15 protein-coding genes and 1 tRNA gene are annotated in these 19,111 nt (G+C 64.7%); 4 read left to right on the top strand and 12 right to left on the bottom strand.

The annotated features are described in order from the left end of the window. Positions 1-83 precede the first annotated feature (83 nt). Entirely contained in the window at positions 84-938 is an 855-nt protein-coding gene (locus tag X566_RS19630; RefSeq protein ID WP_051444369.1) for a hypothetical protein, read from the top strand. Positions 939-1,008: 70 nt separating this feature from the next. Here X566_RS19630 and X566_RS19625 read toward each other — a convergent pair whose 3' ends face one another. From X566_RS19625 to X566_RS19605, 5 genes are all read right to left on the bottom strand, one after another. Beyond that, entirely contained in the window at positions 1,009-1,341 is a 333-nt protein-coding gene (locus X566_RS19625) for a lipid-A-disaccharide synthase N-terminal domain-containing protein (RefSeq protein WP_152539995.1), read from the bottom strand. After that, entirely contained in the window at positions 1,331-2,098 is a 768-nt protein-coding gene (locus tag X566_RS19620) for a glycosyltransferase family 2 protein (protein WP_034470767.1), read from the bottom strand. The genes X566_RS19625 and X566_RS19620 overlap by 11 nt, the downstream gene beginning before the upstream one ends. A 159-nt stretch (positions 2,099-2,257) precedes the next feature. Beyond that, on the bottom strand, positions 2,258-4,006 hold the full coding sequence (locus X566_RS19615; RefSeq protein ID WP_034470765.1) for a glycosyltransferase family 39 protein: 1,749 nt from the start codon (positions 4,004-4,006) through the stop codon (positions 2,258-2,260). 50 nt (positions 4,007-4,056) lie between these two features. After that, entirely contained in the window at positions 4,057-6,168 is a 2,112-nt protein-coding gene (pbpC, locus tag X566_RS19610) for a penicillin-binding protein 1C (RefSeq protein WP_081740349.1), read from the bottom strand. Further along, the gene (locus X566_RS19605) at positions 6,165-11,393 is read right to left on the bottom strand and encodes an alpha-2-macroglobulin (protein ID WP_034470763.1); all 5,229 of its coding nucleotides are present in this window, start codon (positions 11,391-11,393) and stop codon (positions 6,165-6,167) included. The genes pbpC and X566_RS19605 overlap by 4 nt, the downstream gene beginning before the upstream one ends. Positions 11,394-11,728: 335 nt before the next feature. Between X566_RS19605 and X566_RS19600 the strand changes: the two genes are divergently transcribed. Beyond that, positions 11,729-12,106 (top strand): VOC family protein, encoded by a 378-nt coding sequence (locus X566_RS19600; protein WP_034470761.1) that lies wholly within the window; start codon positions 11,729-11,731, stop codon positions 12,104-12,106. 35 nt (positions 12,107-12,141) lie between these two features. On the opposite strand, the gene X566_RS19595 is transcribed toward X566_RS19600, so the two are convergent. The 4 genes from X566_RS19595 to X566_RS19585 all read right to left on the bottom strand — a co-directional run bounded on the left by X566_RS19595 (position 12,142) and on the right by X566_RS19585 (position 13,358). Then, a complete protein-coding gene (locus tag X566_RS19595; RefSeq protein ID WP_081740346.1) occupies positions 12,142-12,438 on the bottom strand; it encodes a DUF3551 domain-containing protein in 297 nt (98 codons plus the stop codon). 111 nt (positions 12,439-12,549) lie between these two features. Beyond that, a complete protein-coding gene (locus X566_RS19590; protein WP_051444367.1) occupies positions 12,550-12,816 on the bottom strand; it encodes a DUF3551 domain-containing protein in 267 nt (88 codons plus the stop codon). A 16-nt stretch (positions 12,817-12,832) separates the two neighbouring features. Beyond that, on the bottom strand, positions 12,833-13,123 hold the full coding sequence (locus tag X566_RS25610) for a DUF3551 domain-containing protein (protein ID WP_081740343.1): 291 nt from the start codon (positions 13,121-13,123) through the stop codon (positions 12,833-12,835). Positions 13,124-13,281: 158 nt separating this feature from the next. Further along, a tRNA-Arg gene (locus X566_RS19585) sits at positions 13,282-13,358 on the bottom strand. 226 nt (positions 13,359-13,584) lie between these two features. On the opposite strand from X566_RS19585, the gene X566_RS19580 reads away from it, so the two are divergent. Together X566_RS19580 and X566_RS19575 are read left to right on the top strand one after the other, a co-directional pair. Then, a complete protein-coding gene (locus X566_RS19580; RefSeq protein ID WP_034470759.1) occupies positions 13,585-14,367 on the top strand; it encodes an outer membrane protein in 783 nt (260 codons plus the stop codon). Between the two features lie 122 nt (positions 14,368-14,489). Then, positions 14,490-14,819: a MoaF-related domain-containing protein gene (locus tag X566_RS19575; protein WP_034470756.1), complete on the top strand. Its 330-nt coding sequence runs from the start codon at positions 14,490-14,492 to the stop codon at positions 14,817-14,819. A 26-nt stretch (positions 14,820-14,845) separates the two neighbouring features. Here X566_RS19575 and X566_RS19570 read toward each other — a convergent pair whose 3' ends face one another. The 3 genes from X566_RS19570 to X566_RS19560 are packed head-to-tail and all read right to left on the bottom strand — an operon-like array spanning position 14,846 to position 18,945. After that, entirely contained in the window at positions 14,846-15,343 is a 498-nt protein-coding gene (locus X566_RS19570) for a DUF2867 domain-containing protein (protein WP_244434843.1), read from the bottom strand. Between the two features lie 3 nt (positions 15,344-15,346). Then, on the bottom strand, positions 15,347-17,341 hold the full coding sequence (locus X566_RS19565) for an acetyl/propionyl/methylcrotonyl-CoA carboxylase subunit alpha (RefSeq protein ID WP_152539994.1): 1,995 nt from the start codon (positions 17,339-17,341) through the stop codon (positions 15,347-15,349). Next, the gene (locus tag X566_RS19560) at positions 17,338-18,945 is read right to left on the bottom strand and encodes a carboxyl transferase domain-containing protein (protein ID WP_034470751.1); all 1,608 of its coding nucleotides are present in this window, start codon (positions 18,943-18,945) and stop codon (positions 17,338-17,340) included. The genes X566_RS19565 and X566_RS19560 overlap by 4 nt, the downstream gene beginning before the upstream one ends. Positions 18,946-19,111 lie beyond the last annotated feature (166 nt).

Here is a 19,111-nt window from a genome sequence, read left to right as displayed (position 1 = left end):
CCGCCGTGCGCGGGTGGTGTCATCGTGCTGTCGTTTGTTCGACGGTAGGCAGAGACGACCTGACCGCAATCGGAAACATTCCCATGTTCGCGCGCATACCCTTCCCGCACGGAATTATCGCCGCCTCGGTTCTCATCATCGCCACGGCGGCTTTCGCCAAGGACCCCGCCAACAAAGACCCAGCAATCGTCGCGGCTGAGCGCCTCGCCTCGTTCATCGTTCCAGAGGCGCGGCAGGCGGTGGCCGTCGATGACCGCCATTTCTATGCGATCGATAACCAGATCATCGCCAAATACGACAAGAAGAGCGGACAGCGCGTCGGCGAATGGCGCGGCGAGAAGGACGGTCCGATCATCCATCTCGACAGCGGCGTTGTCATCGATGGCAAGCTCTACACCGCCCATTCCAACTATCCGGAATGGCCGATGACCAGTTCCGTCGAGATCTGGGATGCTGCGACGCTGCAGCATGTCGGCACCCACAGCTTCGGCATCGAGCGCGGCTCGCTGACCTGGCTCGATTATCGCGATGGCGTCTGGTGGGGCGCTTTCGCCAATTACAACCGCGTGTTCGACAAGAGCCCGCTTGCCTACGGCAACAAGTTCAACACCCAGATCGTCCGTTTCGACAAGGATTGGCGTGTCGCCGAAGCCTGGACGCTGCCTGATGTGCTGCTGAAGAAGTTCGGCGACATGAGCAACTCCGGCGGCTCATGGGGCCCGGACGGAAAGCTGTGGATCACGGGGCACGACTTGCCCGAGATCTACGCGCTGGCGTTGCCGGAAGCGGGCTCCGTCATGCGCTGGGTCGGCACGGCGTCGCTCGAGATCGCAGGACAAGGCATCGCCTGGGATAGGGCCGACGGCAAAGTGATCTGGGGCGTGATCCGCGACAAGAAGGAAAGCCGCGTCACTGCAACGCGCATTGCGCTGCCCTGAAGGGAACGCTTAAGTCAGCGTCCAAGTCGTACCCAAGTCAGGCTCCGAACAGAATGTCGACGCGTGGCGATCAGGCATCGGCCTTCGACGCGCGCCCCTTGGCGATGATGAAATAGAGATTGCGTGCATAGACGAACAGGCCGAAGGCCTGACCGGCGATGAACACCGGGTCCTTGCGATACAGTGCATAGATCAGCAGCAGCACGCCGCCGCCGATCGAGAAGAACCAGAAAGCGACCGGCACCACGCTATCACGCGCCCGCTCCGAGGCGATCCACTGCACGACGAAACGCATGGTGAAGAAGGCCTGCGCAATGAAGCCGAGCACCACCCACCAGTCGAAATTGACGACGAAAACCTCGTGGAAATAAGTGCCCAGCGCCTGCGACAGGTCAACCAGCATCGGACGTCACCTCGGTTATCACCGGCTGCTTCTTCTTACGGCGGATCAGCCACCATACCCCTGCCAGATCCATGATCCCGACCCAGAGGCGGTCGAAGAAGCCGTAGTTCGACACGCCCGACCGGCGCGGCCGATCCTTCACGTCGACATAGGCGATCTCGAATCCCTCCCGCCGCATCAGCGCCGGCAGGAAGCGATGCAAGCCGTCGAAGTATGGCAACATCAGGAAAGCGTCGCGTTGGAAGGCTTTCAGGCCACATCCCGTATCACGCGTGCCATCGCGCAGGATGCTGCCGCGAACCCCGTTGGCGATCCGCGATTGCAACCGCTTGAACGCGGTGTCCTTGCGGCCGACCCGCTGGCCCGCCACGAGCCCGATGCGTCCCTTGCCCTGCTCGATCGCCGTGATCAGCGCCGGCAAAAACGCCGGATCGTTTTGGCCGTCACCATCGAGCGTGGCGACGATCAGCCCCCGCGCCGCCCGCACGCCCGAGCGCACGGCCGACGACTGCCCGCAGGATTCGGTATGGCGAAGTTGGCGCAGATCGCTCCGACCGCGCATCAGCCCAAGCAGTACGGTCCCCGTTGCGTCGGTCGAGCCGTCGTTGACGTAGATGATTTCGTAGGGCCACCGCCCGCCGAGTGCGGCGTCGATCTCGGCGATCAGCGGCGCGATGTTATCGGCCTCGTTGCGTACGGGCACGACAATGCTCACAGCCGGGAAAACGCTGACGGACTGCGGAGGGCCGCTGTTCATGGGAATCAAATGTGTTCGTTGGATTGTCAGAGATACGGACCGGCCATATGCGGGAGCCTTTTAGGGGCCGAAACCGCCCCTCGCAACCCCATATTCCGCGTCCAGCAGGGCTCCAATGGCTTGAAACTGGCGCAAAAATCCGCATCACGCGGTTCGCGCCTACTGCGTTCCTTCCGAGCGGAAAATCGACATCGAGATCGCCCGGCCCTGCGAATAGTTGTAGCCCTCGAACCGGTTGACCACCGCATAGCGCAAACCGATGGTCTCGGCGCGCTGGGCAAAGATGCGCTCCTGCCTGCTCTCGATCAGCGCGAAGCGGCACGATCCTTGGGCCAGGAAATCCGCAGCTCCGGATGGATCGGTTAGCACGGTCTGGGTTCCTGCCATGAAGACCAGGCTTGGCTCGTGATAGCCCGCCGAAGCCGCCAGCGGTTGGCGACACTCGACATTCCGCAGCGCCCGCGCGAGCTCGACGCTCGGGAACAGCGGCTTCAGCGCCGGGATGATGAGGCCATACACGGTCACGGCGACGAAGAAGGATGCGGCGAAGGCATTCAGCAGCGAGCGCTCCGCCCGCCCTTCGTCGTACATCCACCAGGCGAACAGACCGAAGATCACTGCCGCCGCCGCAAACGGCCATGCGACGAACTCAAGCTGGCGGATCAGCACGATCGAGCCGGCGATCGCGAGCACGCTCAAGATCACCGGCGCCGTGAACCACCACGACAGGCCGCGGATCATCCAGGCTTTGCGCGACAGCATCTGCTGCTCGAGCACGCCGACGATCAGGATCGCGATCGCGGGATACAGCGGCAGCACGTAATGCGGCAGCTTGGTGATCACCAGCTCGAAGACGACCCAGGACGGCACCAGCCAGGCCAGCAGGAACTGCGCGCCGGGCTCACGCCGTGCCCGCCAGACCGCAGGCGCAGCGAGTCCTGCCAAAGCCGAGCCCGGCCAGAACGTCAACCAGAACAGAACGAAGTAAAGTCCGGGCGGTGCGCCATGCGACTCCTGCGGCGAGGCGATCTTGCTGAACAGATCGTTGCCGAGCGAGGCCGCGAAGAAGCTGTCGCCCGAGCGCAGGATGATGGCGATGAACCATGGCAGCACCAGCACCAGCGCCCACATCGCGCCCCACACGGGGCGCAGCCGCCAGAGCCAGCCGCCGGAGCGGTCCTGGATTAGGAGCGCTGCCATGCAGAGCCCGACCAGCATCAGAATCAGCGGGCCCTTCAGCAGCAGGCCGCCAGCAATCGCGGTCCAAAAGATGGCAGGTGTTGACCACGGCGGCCGTTCGGGGTCCTCGCCGCGCTGCCAGGACAGATAGATGCGGGCAAGCGCCGCCATAGCCGCTGTCGTGGTCAGCAGCAACATCGCGTCGGTCTTGGCGAGCCGCGCTTCGACCCCGAGCAGGATCGACGAACACATCATCAGTGCCGCGAGAATCGCCCCGCGCCGGGACACGAACGGCAGCGCCGCCCAGTAGGTCAATAGCACCGCGCCGATCGCACCAATGAGCGACGGGACGCGATAGAGCCAGATGCGGAGCTGGGCACGCGGCAGGCCGAGCTTGCTCGCGGTCTCGACCGCTGCAGCCTGCAGCCAATAAATTCCGACCGGTTTCTTGTAGCGGACCTCGTCCTGGAAGCGGATATCCACAAAGTCGCCGCTCTCGACCATCTGCTTGGTCGCCTGGGCGAAACGCGCCTCGTCACGGTCGATCGGCGGAATGTTGAAGAAGCCCGGCAGGAAAAACAGCGCACCGACGACGATCAGCAGCGCGATCGCCCGGAGATGGCTGGCGGCGGCGAAATTCAGCACGGTCACAAGCCCACGGCCGGGATTCGCCCGCTGAACCGGCTCCCTTCCTGCCCCAAATCGTCGTTGCCCCGCGGCGTCCACCATGGGCTTCGCATACGATGAAACTATCTATGGGACAACCGCTTGGAACAGCTCTATTGAAGTCGGACGACAACTGTGTCCGCGGCGCCAGTCGCATCCATGACCGTGAGCCGGACGAACCCGGGGCCGGGCGGATCGATCAGGCGCTGACGACGGCTGTCGAGCTCGCCGGCTGTGAGGCCATTGACCAGGACGGTCATGGGCGGGATGCCGCCGGCGACCTTCACCGCCAATGGTAGCGCCTTCCCCTCACCCTCCGCTTGCACATCCAGCCGTGAGCCATTGAGTGGAAACTGGATCTTCGGTGCACGGTCGTCGCCATTGCGGACCAGCTCGCCGACCGGACGAAAGCGCTTCAGTGGCAGCGGCAGCCTGGCAGTCGCAGCGATCAGCGTTCCCCGCGGCGGAGATGACAGTCCCAGCGGTATCTTGCCGGTCCGAGCGAACGCATCGAACAAAATCGGCGCAGCCGCCGTCCGGCCCAAAAGACCCGGAACCGGTGCTCCGTCGGGGCGGCCGACCCAGACGCCAATGGTGTAGCGGCCATCAAACCCGACGGACCAAGCGTCACGGTAGCCGTAACTGGTGCCAGTCTTGAAGGCGATGCGGTTGTGGACACCGTTCTCGGGCGGTGGCGTCCCCATCAGCACATGGCCGATATGCCAGGCGGCCGTCGCATCCATCAGCCGGCGCTGGGCGGTGTCGCCCTGCGCCTCGTCGGCGCGCTCGCGCAGCCGCACGGTGGTCCCAAGCCGCGGGAACCCGGTATAGAGCCGCACCAGATCGGTGAGCGTGATGCCAACGCCGCCGAGCCCCATGGCGAGCCCCGGCGTCTCATCCTTCGGCAGAATTAGATCGCCGCCCGCTTCGCGGATCCGAGCCGTCAGCCGGTGCGGCCCAACCCGATCCAGCAGCGCGATCGCCGGCACGTTCAGCGACAGTTGCAATGCCTTGCGTACCGTGACGGTGCCCTGGAACGTCATGTCGAAATTCTCCGGCGCATAACTGCCGTAGCGGATCGGCCGGTCGTCGATCAGGCTTTCCGGATGCACGAAGCCGTCCTCGATCGCGAGCCCATAAATGAAGGGCTTCAACGTCGAACCGGGCGACCGGACGGCGCGGGTCATATCCACCTGCCCGGCCCTGCGCTCGTTGAAATAATCGGGCGAGCCGATGCGGGCGAGAATATCGCCGCTGGCATTGTCGGCGACGATGATGCCGATGGAGATGTCAGGACCGAGCGCCGTCGCCCGGTCGCGGGCAAGCGCTTCAAGCGTGCGTTGCAGATTGGAATCGAGCGTCAGCGAGATGTGCGAGCCGCGGCCGGGGCGCGCGACCGCCTGATCGGTGGCATGCGGCGCCAGGATCGGCATCGGTCGGCGCAGGCGCGGCACTGTTTCCGCTTTGGCATGCTCCACGTCGTCGTGGCTGGCGCGGCCAGTTTCCACCATCCGTTCCAGCACGCGGTCGCGGGCTTTGCGGGCGGCCTCCGGATAGCGATCGAGGCGGCGCATCTCCGGCGACTGGGGCAGCGCGACGAGCAGTGCGGCCTCCGCCAGCGACAGCCGCTTCGGCTCCTTGCCGAAATAGGCAATGGTCGCAGCGCGCACGCCTTCGAGGTTGCCGCCGAACGGCGCCAGCACCAGGTAGAGATCGAGAATTTCGTCCTTGGACAGCGCGCGTTCGAGCTGGATCGCACGCACGATCTGTTTCAGCTTGGCGGCCATCGATCGCTCGCGGCGCGGCTCCAGCAACCGGGCCACCTGCATGGTGATGGTGGAGCCGCCAGATACGATCCGGCCATGGCTTGCGAACTGCCAGGCGGCGCGGCCGAGCGCCACCGGATCGACGCCGTGATGCGCGTGAAACCGCTTGTCCTCGAACGCCAGCAGCACATTGACGTAGGCTGGATCGACCTCGGAGTTTCGCACCGGCAGGCGCCAGCGGCCGTCGTCCATCGCATAGGCGCGCAGCAGTCGACCATTGCGATCGACCACCGTCGTCGAGACCTGCTTCGCTTCGTCGAGCGGCAACGGTCCAAGCGACACGACCCATGCTAATGCCGACGCCAGCAGCAGCGCAAGCGTGCCGCCGGCGCCGATGGCGGCGATCCTCCATCGCCGCCGCTTGCGCGCGCGCGTCACTATGGCCGCAGCTTCGCTCATTTCAACGCACGGATCTCCAGCGCGCCGGTCGCGGTGCGGCCGTAACGCGACGGGTTGTACATGTCCTCGACATAAGCCTGCGGCAGCACGTACTTGCCGGGCGAGACGGCGCGGACGATGTAGGCCACCGTGAACACCGGACTGTCATCGCGCGCGCGCTCGATCGCGGCGTTGAAGCGATCATCGCGAAACTCGGTGTGCTCGGGCTCCTCGCCATCCTCGATCCAATCGAGCGTACCGCTGTCGCCGGACGACACCAGCTTCGGATTGTCGATCTCGAAGCCCGCCGGCAGATAATCGACCACCATGATCCGCCCGTATTCAGGCTTCGCTTCCGTGACCTTCAGCACCACCGCAAAGCGGTCATTCTGCTTTGCGGTGGCAATGTCGACCGGCTGGCCATCGAGCGTGAAGTAATTGCGCTCGATCTTGAAGCCGTTCTCGGCCGCAGGCTCCGGCGTCAGCGGCGCGCCACTGACCGAGACCACCGCCTGCACCGGCGCATCACCGGTGTTGGTGATCCGGATCGGCTGTCCCGCTGACACCTCCGCCTGCTTGTAGCTGCGGAACAACGCGGTCTTCACCGGGCTGCCGTCCACATCGAGCGAAACTGTGTTGGCTTCCTTAGCGATCGCCCGCGCCGCCAGCACCAGCCACGCATTCTCCTGCGTCGAGGTGTAGGGCGTCAGACCGCGCGCGTCCTCAACCCGCTGCACCGCCGAGATCAGCGTCGACCGCGGTGCGTTGCCCTCGCTGGCGAGCGACACCAACGCCGCCGCATCGCGCAACGACGAACCGTAGTCAGTGCGGCCGAACACCAGCACCGGCTTCGGCTCCAGGTCCTTCAGCGCCGCCGCATAGACCTTCTCCGCCCGCGCCCGGTCGCCGACCAGCGCCAGCGCCGCGGCGAGCTGCGACTTGGCGATCGGGGTTGCGAGACTGCCGAGCTTGGTGTCGGCGAGATAACGCAGGTCGCCCACCGGCGCGGCGCCGTTCTTCGCCAGCACATAGAGCGCGTAGGCCAATTCACGGCCGCCATCCTTCTCCGGCTCGTCGGCATTGGCGACCGAGTTGCGTAAGTGATCCAGCGCCTGACGGAACGCCACGTCCGGGACCGCGAAGTTCTTCTCGCGGGCGCGAGTCAGGAAGTCGGTGACATAGGCATCGAGCCAGCCATCGTCGCCGCCTGCCGACCACAGACCGAACGAGCCGTTCGAGCCCTGCCGCGCCAGCAGCCGGTCGATCGCATCCTTGATGCGCTGATCGACGGCGCTGTCCATCGCCAGATGCGCCTCGACCGCGAGGTCGTTGACATAGAGCAGCGGCATCGCCCGGCTGGTGATCTGCTCGGAACAGCCGAACGGATAGCGATCGAGCGCCTTCAGGATCGATGCCGCATCCAGTGCCGACGACAGGCTGACCGACAGCGACACGCCGCCCGTGCCCGGCACGAGGTCCGAGAACATGTCCGGCGACAGCGTGAGGCTCTCGCCCTTGGCGATCGTCCGCACCGTCCGCCGCGCCAGGATCTGCGTCGCAGGCTTCACGTCGAGGCCGTAGTTGCGCACCAACGTCAACCCGTTCGGTCCGCGGATATTGACCTCGAGCTGGGCGGCGCCTGCGCCAACCGCATCGAGCGCCAGCGCAACGGTGTTACGCTGCTTCTGGGCCAGCCGCAGCGTGGTGGACGGATTGCCCGTCATCCGCACCGGTCCCGACGGACGCACGGTGATGGTGAAGTCACCGGCAGCGCCCTCGACGTTGTCGAGGTCCATGGTCATGGTGCCACGATCGCCGTTCAGCAAGAAGCGCGGCAGCGTGGTGGTCAACACCACAGGATCGCGGATCACCACATCGGTCGTGGCGCGGCCGACCTTGGTCGCGCTCCAGGCCACAGCCATGATGCGCGCGGTGCCGGCGAATTCAGGGATCGCGAACGGAATCTCTGCCGAGCCATCGGCGCCGACCGTAACGATGCCGGAATAGAGTGCGAGTGGCTTCTGCGTCGGTGGGCTGCCCTGCAGTTCGGCGCTGGCGCTGTCGCCGCCGGTGCGGATCTGGCCACGGGTGCCCTGCATGCCGTCGATGAGCTGGCCATACAGGTCGCGGATTTCCGCGGTCAGCCTGCGCTGGCCGAGATAGTAGTCGTCCGGCGCCGGCGGCTTGTAGTTGGTGAGGTTGAGGATGCCGACATCGACCGCGGCCACGACGATCTTGGCGTCTTCGCCAGGGCTCAATCCGCCGACCTTCACCGGCAGCTTCAGCAGTGTGCTGGGCCGCACGAGACTGGGCGGCGACAGCGCGACGTCGAGGGTGCGCGTCTTCTTGTCGATGGCGAACCATTGCAGGCCGATCGCCCGGCTCGGCATCCGCTGTGCGGCAGTGTCGAGTGGCCGGCGCAGCGTCGCTACCACATAGGCGCCGGTGCCCCAATCCTTGCCGACAGTGAGGCGAACCTGCGAAGCTCCCTCCTTGACGTTGACGCTCTGGGTCGCGAGCAGCCGGTCGCCGACCACGTTGACGGTCAGCTTGCCGGCGGTGCGCGCGGTGACGTTCACCGTCAGGGTATCACCGGCCTGGTATTCGGCCTTGTCGATCGACGTTTCCAGTAGGTCCGGGCTGTCGGCGGAGCCTTCGCTATACCAGCCGACATTGAAGCTGATCGACGTCAGCGCGCCGTCCGCATTCGCTTCCTTCACGTCGAGGCGATAACGACCGGGTTGCGGGTTGAGCTGGATGCGGCCGGGCTTGTCAGCTGCGATCGCGATGTCGCCATCGGCAACCCGCTTGGTCGACTTGACCGGCTCATACTCCCAGGACGATCCCTGGCGATACCACTGGTAGCGCGACTCGAGCTTGAGCAGTTCGTAGCGCAGGCCCTGGCGAGGCAGTGCCTTACCCTCCTGCGAGACGAACACGACATCGAAGGTGGCCGGATCGCCCTCGCCGACGCTCTTGCCGTCGAACAGCGGCTTGACGCCGATCATCGCCGCATTCGGCGCGACCGGGATCGTCAGCTTGCGTTCCACCGCGCGGCCGCCGGACTCCGCCATCCGGACGAAGATTTGCGCCTCCTGTGGACGAGTCGAACTCGGCGGCTTCGGCAGGCTGACCTCGAAGCTGGCCTTGCCGTTGGCATCGGCTTCGGGAAGGTTCTCAAGCGGCGTGCGCTCGTTGCTGGTGGTTTCGTCGTCGGCCACACCGAACTGGTAACCGGCGAAACCCGGACGTGAGGCAGCCGGCGTCACCAGCATGTCGCCCTCAAGCTGCAGGCCGGAAGCCGGCGCGCCGTAGAGGAAGCGGCCGTCGAGCTGCAGCTCAACCGGCTTATCAGCCGTGATCTGCGACGCCTTGGTGGTCAACGAGAATTCGAGCCGATCCGGAACGTAGTCTTCGACCATGAAAGTGGTCTCGCCGATCGCCGGCGCCTTCGGATCGGTGAACGCGCGGACGCGCCAGGTGCCGGTCGGCACCGCCGAATTCAGCGGCAGCGACAGTGTGCGTCCGCCCGCGCCCTGATCGGCGACCTGGACGTGGCGGTATTCGACACCATCGGGACGCTCCACCACCAGCGTCATCGGCTGGCCGACGATGGCTTTGCCCTGTCCATCACGCAGCAGAGCGGTCAGGAATACGGTTTCGTTGGAGCGGTAGACGCCGCGTTCGGCATAGACGAACGCATCGGCACCGGCCGGCACGCGTCGCCCATCGACGCCGCGGTCGGTGAGATCGAACGCCGGGCTCTTGAGACTGAGAAAGGCATAGTCGTTCTTCTCGCCGGACACCGATAGCAGCGCCGGCGACAAACCGCCCTCGCCGCGCGCAAGCCCCGCCTCGAACAACACATGGCCGGCATCGTCAGTGCGCTTGGTAGCCAGGATCTCGTTGTTGCGGGCGACGAGACGGACCTCCGCCTTCGGCATCGGTTCGGTCGAGGTCAGTGAATTGACGAAGACATGGATGCCATCGTTGCCGGAAAAGGCCGTCAGGCCGAGGTCGGAAACGATGAACCACTGGGTCGCGAGCTGAGAATAATCGTAGTCGTCGTCGCTGGAGGCGCCCGGTCCCTTCGGTGCGGCCGTCATCACATAAACGCCGGGCTGCATCTCGCCGACCGCCTGATCGACCGGAAACGCCGTGGTCACGTCGGCATTCAGCGTGTTGCCGGTGACGAGCTCGCCCGACCAGACCTGCACGCCCTTCTCGCTGCCGAGCGTCCGTTGCTCGTAGGTCGACAGCGTACCCTGGAAATCACCGCCCAGCACGGTATTGATCAGATTGCGATCGCCGATGCGATAGACCTTTACGGTCACCGCCGGCGTGTTGACGCTGACCACCGGAATGCCGCGCTGGCCGGTGCGCGGCAGCACGTAGGCGCGGCCGGTGAAGCGCACGAACGGCTTGCGGTCGCGCACATAGATGTTGAACTCGGCCGACTTCGGCAGGCTTTCCTTCACCGTGGACGGCAGGCCTGCGCGCAGATTGATCTGATAACGGTCGCCATGCTTCAGGCCTTCGACGCAGAGCTGCTTGTCCTCGGAGGACAGCGCCGGCTTGTCGGTTCCAACCTGGCTGATGAACGGCGAGAAATCCGTGCGTTTGGCTAACTCCTCGGAGAACTGGAAGCAGACCCGCGGCGTCGCGGAGTCGGAATCGACCGAATAGTCGAGCAGCCGGAACCCGCGTTCGTCGCGCAGCTTTTCGTACTGCTCACGGACGTCTGCCACCTCCTTGAGATCGAGCGACAGGCGCAGCGCGTCCAGCGCGGGTCGCCACAGCTTGCGCTCGGACATGGCCCGGCCCAGCACCGCAAGTGCGTCCGCCTCTTCCCCCGCATTACCGGCGCGCTGGTAGGCGATGTAGGCCGCAGTCGAGGCGCGTTCGAGCAGGAAGGTCTGTTCGCGGTTATCCGCAGGCCGGATCTGGAAAATGGTGCGCGCAAGTTTCAGCCAGTTGCCGCTATCGTTCGGCGCCACCGCGGCGACCTGCCCCAGAAGCTGCAAGCCGGCGCGGAAATCGTTGCGGCGGAAGGCGGTATCGATGTCGGCCTTGAGCTGCTGGGCGGTCTTCGACACCGCCCCCGCCTCGGTCTTGATCTGGGTTTCGAGCCGGATCGCCTGATCCGCCAGTTCGTCCCGCCGGTACGCTTTGTCGGCGGCATGAACTGCCGTCAAGCCAAGCACCAGCGCTGCTGCCAGCGTGAAGGCGCGGACCGATCCGATCATGAGGAAACTCCTTCGACGGCGCAGGCGACGCGCCTGAATAGCAGATGAAGCGGCAAAGGTGACAGACTGATGGCCGGCGCATGCGGGCGCTGCAAAATGGGTCGCGGCGTCAACCGAGCGGTAGCCATCCGGCCATCCAGGTTCAAGGGACGCAAACACTATCCTTCCCGCTTGGTCTGCCATGGGACCGGCGGCCATCGCCTGTGACGCCGGGAGCACGAAAATAATGAGGTGGCATCCCTCGCCGGCACTTCCGTTCTGTCGCCACGGCCCGATACTGGGTTCAAGCCGATGCCACCCCAACCATGCGGTAAACTGGAGGACGACCAAGCGCCATGATCGACCATGTGTCTGTGCCAGTCAGTGACCTTGCCCGCAGCGCTGCACTCTATGAACGCATCCTCGCGCCGCTCGACCTGACCCGCCTGGTCAACCGCGAGCGGACGGTCGGCTTCGGCAAACGCTATCCGGAATTCTGGCTGAATCTGCGCGAGGCACTGGTGCGCGCGCCGGACGACACCGGCACCCACATCTGCCTACGCGCGCCGAACGAGGGCGCCGTGACGCAGTTCTTCAACGATGCCCTGGCGCTCGGCTGCACCAGCGCTGGCGATCCGGGACCGCGCCAGGCGGCGATGACCACCTACTTCGGCGCGTTCATCTTCGATTTCGATGGCAACAAGATCGAGGCTGTGACCTTCCCGCCCCGCTGAGGCGGACTGGCGTCCGGCTGCAGTCTGCGTAGGGCTCAGGCTGGCGGTGCGGCCTGCTTGCGCTTCGGCTTGCCCTGGTGCGCGGGCGATTGCGGCACCGGCGGCGGCGGTTCCGGCACGACGGCGGGCGCCACATAGCGCGGGTTCTTGACGCAGACCCCGACATTGCCCGAGGCCGACGCCATGCATTGCTCGAACGAGTCGAACGAGCAGGTGCCGACCGTGAAGGCGCTGGGCTCGAGGCAATATGGATATTCCACCTCGGCGCGTGCGCTCGCCACGCCGCCTGCCAGCGCGCCGACCGTCAGCGCCATCGCCACCATGCCACGCATGGACAACTCCTTCTTTCATTAAACACATTAAACACGCGCGTCCGGCCTGGATGAACCAGCGATGCCAAACGCATTTCGTCACGGATCAATCTTGCGAGTGATGCGAGCCCACTAGCGATGCCCTCGCACGGGGCGCGACGGCGCGATATAGCGCGGGTTCCGATCGCAGAAGCCCGAGTTGGCCGAAATCGATGCCTGGCATTGCTGAAGCGTCATGAACGTGCAGCTTTGCCCGGTGTGCCTGCCCTGCATCAGACAGTACGGATATTCGATCGCCACTTGCGCCTCGGCAGGAACGGCTGCGAACGGCAGAAGCCCCGCCAGCGCCAAGGATGCCAGCCCGGTACGCGAACGGAGCAACGAAGTCAGGGTCGGCATTGCAGAAAATTCCTTGTCATCGGCCCGAGCGGCGCTGGGGTGGCGCACCGTCAGGCTTGATCCTCATCCTCGCTGTATAGGCCGGGTTGTCGGTGCAGAAGCCGATTCCGCCCGAGGCTGTCATGCGGCATTGCTCAAGATTATTGAAGGTGCAATCCGTGCCCATATTCGGCGTACCTATCATGCAATAGCGAAAGGGCGGCATCTCCGCCCTGGCGCCAGGAATCACTACCGCACCGAAGGCGGCCGCCAGAAAAGCGCTCAGGACGGGACTCAGCCCGCCCGGGGCATGGGAGCGGATACACATGGGTTCATGGCCTCCGAGTCCGACAGGGGCGCCTCACCCCGCGATGCCTCCTTCGGATGAACCCCATACGGGTGCCGAAATTCATGAAATCGGAGCTCTGAGACCGAAATTCAGCCTCAGGGGAGCCGGCGATGGGAACCGGCGACAGGGGCGCCGCGTGGCGATCCCGGCAGGATTCGAACCTGCGACCCACAGCTTAGAAGGCTGTTGCTCTATCCAACTGAGCTACGGGACCGTGCCTTTCGCATACCAGAACAAGATGAAGGAGCGGTAGCCGGAAAATGGCCTTGGCCAGCACTTGACCAGCAACAGTCGAAGTGCCCGCAGAACGCAGGATGGCGTGGACTTCGGTCCGGCCAGCCGCATTTGTGTGAGACTGTGGTCGGCCAGTTACAGCGCATGGGCCGGACTCGTGCTGCAATTGCCGCATCGTTTTCATTGTAAATATTTTTGGGGGCACCATGCGCAAACTTCTGATTGTTGCCACAGCGTTCGTCCTCTCCGCCGGAGCCGCGACCGCGGCAGACCTTCCGGCCCGTCCCTATACGAAGGCACCGCCGCCCGTGCTGGCTCCGGTCTACAACTGGACCGGTTTCTATATCGGCGGCAACGGCGGCTATGGCTGGGGTGAAGTGGATCATGACGATCTGCTGCCGGGCTTCGGAGGCTTCTGGACCTCCGGTACCAACAGTCCGCTCGGACCGACCCAGACCATCAAGCCGAAGGGCGCCGTGTACGGCGGCCAGATTGGTTACAACTGGCAGTTCGGCACCTGGGTCTTTGGCCTGGAAGGCCAGTTCAACGGGGCTGACCTCAAGCGCAGCGACATCAGCATCTTCTTCCCGGGCACTGATCGGCTGCGTGCGAAGGTCGACACCTTCGCCACCGTTACAGGCCGCATCGGCTATGCCCTCGACAACTGGCTTCCCTACATCAAGGGCGGTTATGCCGGCGCAAACCTGAAGACCACGAACTTCGATGTTTTCGGTACGCATCTCGACCACAGTGCCTGGCGCAGCGGCTTTGTGGTAGGCGCAGGCGTTGAAGTCGGCTTCGCCTCCAACTGGAGCGTTGCGGTCGAATACAACTACATGGACCTCGGTAAAAAGTCGTTCGACGGCATCAACGTGACCGCCGCTGGCACCACATTTGGTCCTGAGCGCTTCAACGACGACCTGCGAATCTCGACCATCACCGGCCGGCTCAACTATCGCTTTGGCGGACCAATCGCCGCCAGATACTGATCGCGGGTTTCTCGAAGGACGCGGCGAAGCCAAAGCCAGGCTCCGCCGCGTCGCGGGCTGCTGCTATTGCAGAATGCGACCGCTACGGCGGCCTGTCCGATCGCCCGTGCCAGGAAGACATCATGCAAGCCAATGAAGGCAAGGTGCCGCTGGACATCACCCCGAGCCATTCGATCGTTGCTGAATTCGCGGATTTCAGCGTGCGCCTGGACCTACGAAGCTCCAGCATGCTGCATCTGGAGATCATAGAGGGCGACAACAAAGGCTTTAAGGACGACGTCGCGTATGAGCTGCATTGGCTGAGACAGGACGTGGCCGTCCTCTCATGGCGTGAGACCATCGGCACGACCGTAACCCACGTCATCGACCTTGCGGCGTCACGGACCTATGCGACCGTTACGCCGGCAAAGGGTGGATTCCTCCGGCTTGAGGGACGACTTGTGCAGGTCTAACCCAAGTCGCGGATCGTGCAGAGCGTTTACGCCACCTTGCGCTCGATCTGCATCATCATGCCGGGCACGACGCGCTGGTGGAACGGCATGATCAACGTCAGATAGGTTCGACCCAGCCAGTTATGGGTTCGCACCAACGTCGTCACCGTCGCTCTGCGGCGCTGCTCGTCCACAGCCGCCACATCGATCGCCACGCGAAAATCCAGATGCTTGTCATCGAAGCCCAGCACGACGCGCTCGGGTGACTTGCTCAGAACCGGGAATGCGCCGACGCGGACGGTCTGCGTCAAGGCCGGGTCGAAGCGCGTGCGCAGGCCGAGCGGCGTCACGATCAGGTCGCGCAACGCCATCAGCGAGCTCACCCAGCTCGGCGGGTTTGCGATCGCCCGCTCGGCAGCGGTGATCGCGTCAAGCGTCGGATCATCGACCACGAACGCAAAGGCATCGGCAAAATCAGCATCGTGCAACAGGTGGCGCACGTCCGGCGCAACCTCGACCAACATCGGCCGCATCGCATCGTGCATCGCTCAAACCGCCTCGATCTCGGCAAGCTCGACACCTTCCTGCACGATATCTCCGACCTTGCACTTCAGCCGCCTGAGCACGCCGGCGAACGGCGCGCGCAACGTCTGCTCCATCTTCATGACTTCGAGCGTCAGCACCGGCGCGCCCTTCTCCAGTGTCGTGCCCTCGGCTGCGAGCACTGCGACCACCGTTCCGGGCAACGGCGCCACGATCCGCTCCTCGCCGACATGCTCGTGCTGGCCGCCGCCAAACGGATCGACCCATGCCAGCTCGAAACGGCCGCTTGACGTTCGCAGGTAGAGGTCGCGGCCCTCCCACAGCGCGGCGGCACGGGTTTTGGTCCCGTCGAGATAGCTATCAACGATGCCGTCATGGATCGCCTCGAAGGCAAACGGCCGTTCGGCTCCGCCGATCGTCAGCGCCATGCCATCGCCGCCATAGCGCAGCGTCGCCGTGTGCTCGCTGCCGTGAATGTCGCGGAAGGCCAGCGCCCATTGCCGCACGCCGCCGGTCACCCAGCCGGCTTTGTTCCAGGGCGAAAGCAGGTCGCGCCCGGCGAACTCCCGTGCCAGCACGGCAGCCACCGCGGCGGCAAGATCAGCGTCCTGCAATGCGCCGCGCGGCTGCGTCAGGTCTTTCAGGTGGCGCTCGATGAAGCCGGTGTCGATCGTGTTCGCCCGCACGTCGGGATGCGACAGCAGCGCCGACAGGAAATCGAGGTTGGTGACGATGCCGCGCACGTCGGTCTGGTCGAGCGCTGTCACGATCCGGTCGAGCGCGGCGGCGCGGGTCTCGCCATAGGCAATGACCTTCGCCAGCATGGCATCGTAAGCCGGCGAGACGTTGCTGCCGGTGCGATAGCCTGCATCGATGCGTAGGCCGCCGACCTCCTCAGGCATCCGCCAGGCACGGATGCGGCCGACCGACGGCATGAAATTCTTGGCCGGGTTCTCCGAGTAAACCCGCGCCTCGATGGCGTGGCCCTTGAGCGTGAGCTGCGCCTGCGTCAGCGGCAACGCCTCGCCGAAGGCAACGCGCAACTGCCAATCGACCAGATCGACGCCGGTGATCAATTCAGTCACCGGATGCTCGACCTGCAACCGCGTGTTCATCTCGATGAAGAAGAAATCACGCCCGTCGGAAACAAATTCGATGGTGCCGGCGCCGACATAGTTCACGGCACCTGCAGCCTTGCGCGCCGCGATTCCGATCGCCTCGCGCTGCTTGGCATCGAGGGTCGGCGACGGCGCCTCCTCGATCACCTTCTGATGTCGCCGCTGCAACGTGCATTCGCGTTCGAACAGCGAGACGAGATTGCCGTGGCTGTCGCCGACGATCTGCACCTCGATGTGGCGCGGATTGTCGACATACTTCTCGATCAGCATGCGATCGTCGCCGAACGCTGCCGCCGCCTCGCGCTTGGCGCTGACGATCGCAGGCGCGAGCTCCTCCGCGGTGCGAACAATGCGCATGCCGCGGCCGCCGCCTCCGGCGGATGCCTTCACCAGCACCGGGAAGCCGATCCGCCGCGCTTCCTTCGCCAGCGTCGCTTCGTCCTGCGCCTCGCCGTGATAGCCGGGCACCAGCGGCACGTCCGCCTTCTCCATCAAGGCCTTCGCGCCAGACTTCGAGCCCATCGCCTGGATCATTTCGGCAGTCGGGCCAACGAAAACGAGGCCCGCCTGCGCGCAGCGCCGCGCGAACTCTTCGCTCTCGGAGAGAAAGCCGTAGCCCGGATGGATCGCCTCGGCGCCGGTCTGCTTGGCGGCCTGCAGGATACGATCGATGTTCAGGTAGCTGTCCTTGGCGCGAGCGGGCCCGAGCAGCACGGCGGCATCCGCCATCTCCACATGCAGCGCGCCTGCATCGGCCTCAGAATAGACGGCAACGGTGCGCAGCCCGAGCGACCGGGCGGTGCGGATGATGCGGCAGGCGATCTCGCCACGGTTGGCGATCAGAAGCGTACGGAAGCGGCGATAGAGAGCGCTCATCGTCACATCCTGAAAATGCCGAAGCGGGTTTGCGCCGCAGGCGCATTCGAAGCCGCCGACAGCGCAAGGCCGAGCACCTGGCGGGTATCGGCCGGATCGATGATGCCGTCGTCCCACAGCCGGGCCGAGGCGTAGTATGGATGCCCCTGCTCTTCGTATTGGGCGCGGATCGGCGCGCGGAATTTATCCTCCTCCTCGGCCGACCATGTGCCGCCGCCTGCCTCGATGTTGTCGCGACGGAGCTGGCTCAGCACCATGGCTGCCTGTTCGCCGCCCATCACCGATATACGCGCGTTCGGCCACATCCACAGGAAGCGCGGATTGTAGGCGCGGCCGCACATGCCGTAGTTGCCAGCCCCATAGGAGCCGCCGACGACCACGGTGAACTTCGGCACGCCGGCAGTCGCGACCGCGGTCACGAGCTTGGCGCCGTCGCGGGCGATGCCGCCCGCCTCGTACTTTTTGCCGACCATGAAGCCGGTGATGTTCTGCAGGAACAACAGCGGGATCTGCCGCTGGCAGCACAGCTCGATGAAATGCGCGCCCTTCAGCGAACTCTCGCTGAACAAGATGCCGTTGTTGCCGATGATGCCGACTGGATAGCCCCAGATATGGGCAAAGCCGCACACCAATGTCTGGCCGTAGAGCTTCTTGAATTCGTCGAACTCGGAGCCGTCCACCAGCCGCGCAATGATCTCGCGAATGTCGAACGGCTTGCGCGTATCGGCCGGCACCACGCCGTAGATGTCCTCCGGCGGAAACAGCGGCTCGCGCGGCTGACGCCAACCGGAATGATTGCCTTCGCGATGATGCAGCGTGGCAACGATCCGGCGGGCGATGCCGATGGCGTCGGCGTCATCCTGCGCCATATGGTCGGTCACGCCGGACTGCCGGCTGTGCACGTCGGCGCCGCCGAGCTCCTCCGCCGTCACCACTTCGCCCGTGGCCGCCTTCACCAGCGGCGGGCCGCCGAGGAAGATCGTGCCTTGGTTGCGCACAATGATGCTCTCGTCCGACATCGCCGGCACGTACGCGCCGCCCGCGGTGCATGAGCCCATGACGATGGCGATCTGCGGAATGCCGTCCGATGACATCTGCGCCTGGTTGTAGAAGATGCGGCCGAAGTGCCGCTCGTCCGGGAATATCTCGTCCTGCTGTGGCAGAAAGGCGCCTCCGGAATCGACCATGTAGATGCAAGGTAGCTTGTTCTGCCGCGCGATATCCTGCGCGCGCAGATGCTTCTTCACCGTCAGCGGATAATAGGTGCCCCCTTTGATGGTGGCATCGTTGGCGACGATCATGCATTCGCGTCCGGACACACGGCCGATGCCTGTAATGATGCTGGCCGCGTGAACGTCGCCGCCATAGAGGCCGTACGCGGCAAGCGGCGACAGTTCGAGGAATGCCGTCCCGGGATCGACCAGCAGATCGACGCGGTCCCGTGCCAGCATCTTGCCACGGGCGACATGGCGGGCACGGGCGGCCTCCCCACCTCCGCCGCGCACGACTTGCAGCTTGTCACGCAGATCGGCAACCAGGCGCCGCATCGTCTCCGCGTTCTGGGCGAAGCTCTTGGAGGTACGGTCAAGTTCGGAATGAAGCACGGTCATGGGCAGACGGTAGCGTCATTTGCAGAGACTGCAACCGAACCGTACCCGCCTGTGGATCGGTTTTAGCCACAGGCATCAGCCAACTCAGACGAAATGATGAGCCGCACCCCTTGAGGGCTGCGGCCGTCGATATCCTAATGATGTGCCCGGGGGTGATCTTAAGGGC

Origin of the sequence: Afipia sp. P52-10 (assembly GCF_000516555.1) — a bacterium.
Lineage (GTDB): Bacteria > Pseudomonadota > Alphaproteobacteria > Rhizobiales > Xanthobacteraceae > P52-10.
This window is presented reverse-complemented; position numbering and strand designations above follow the sequence as displayed.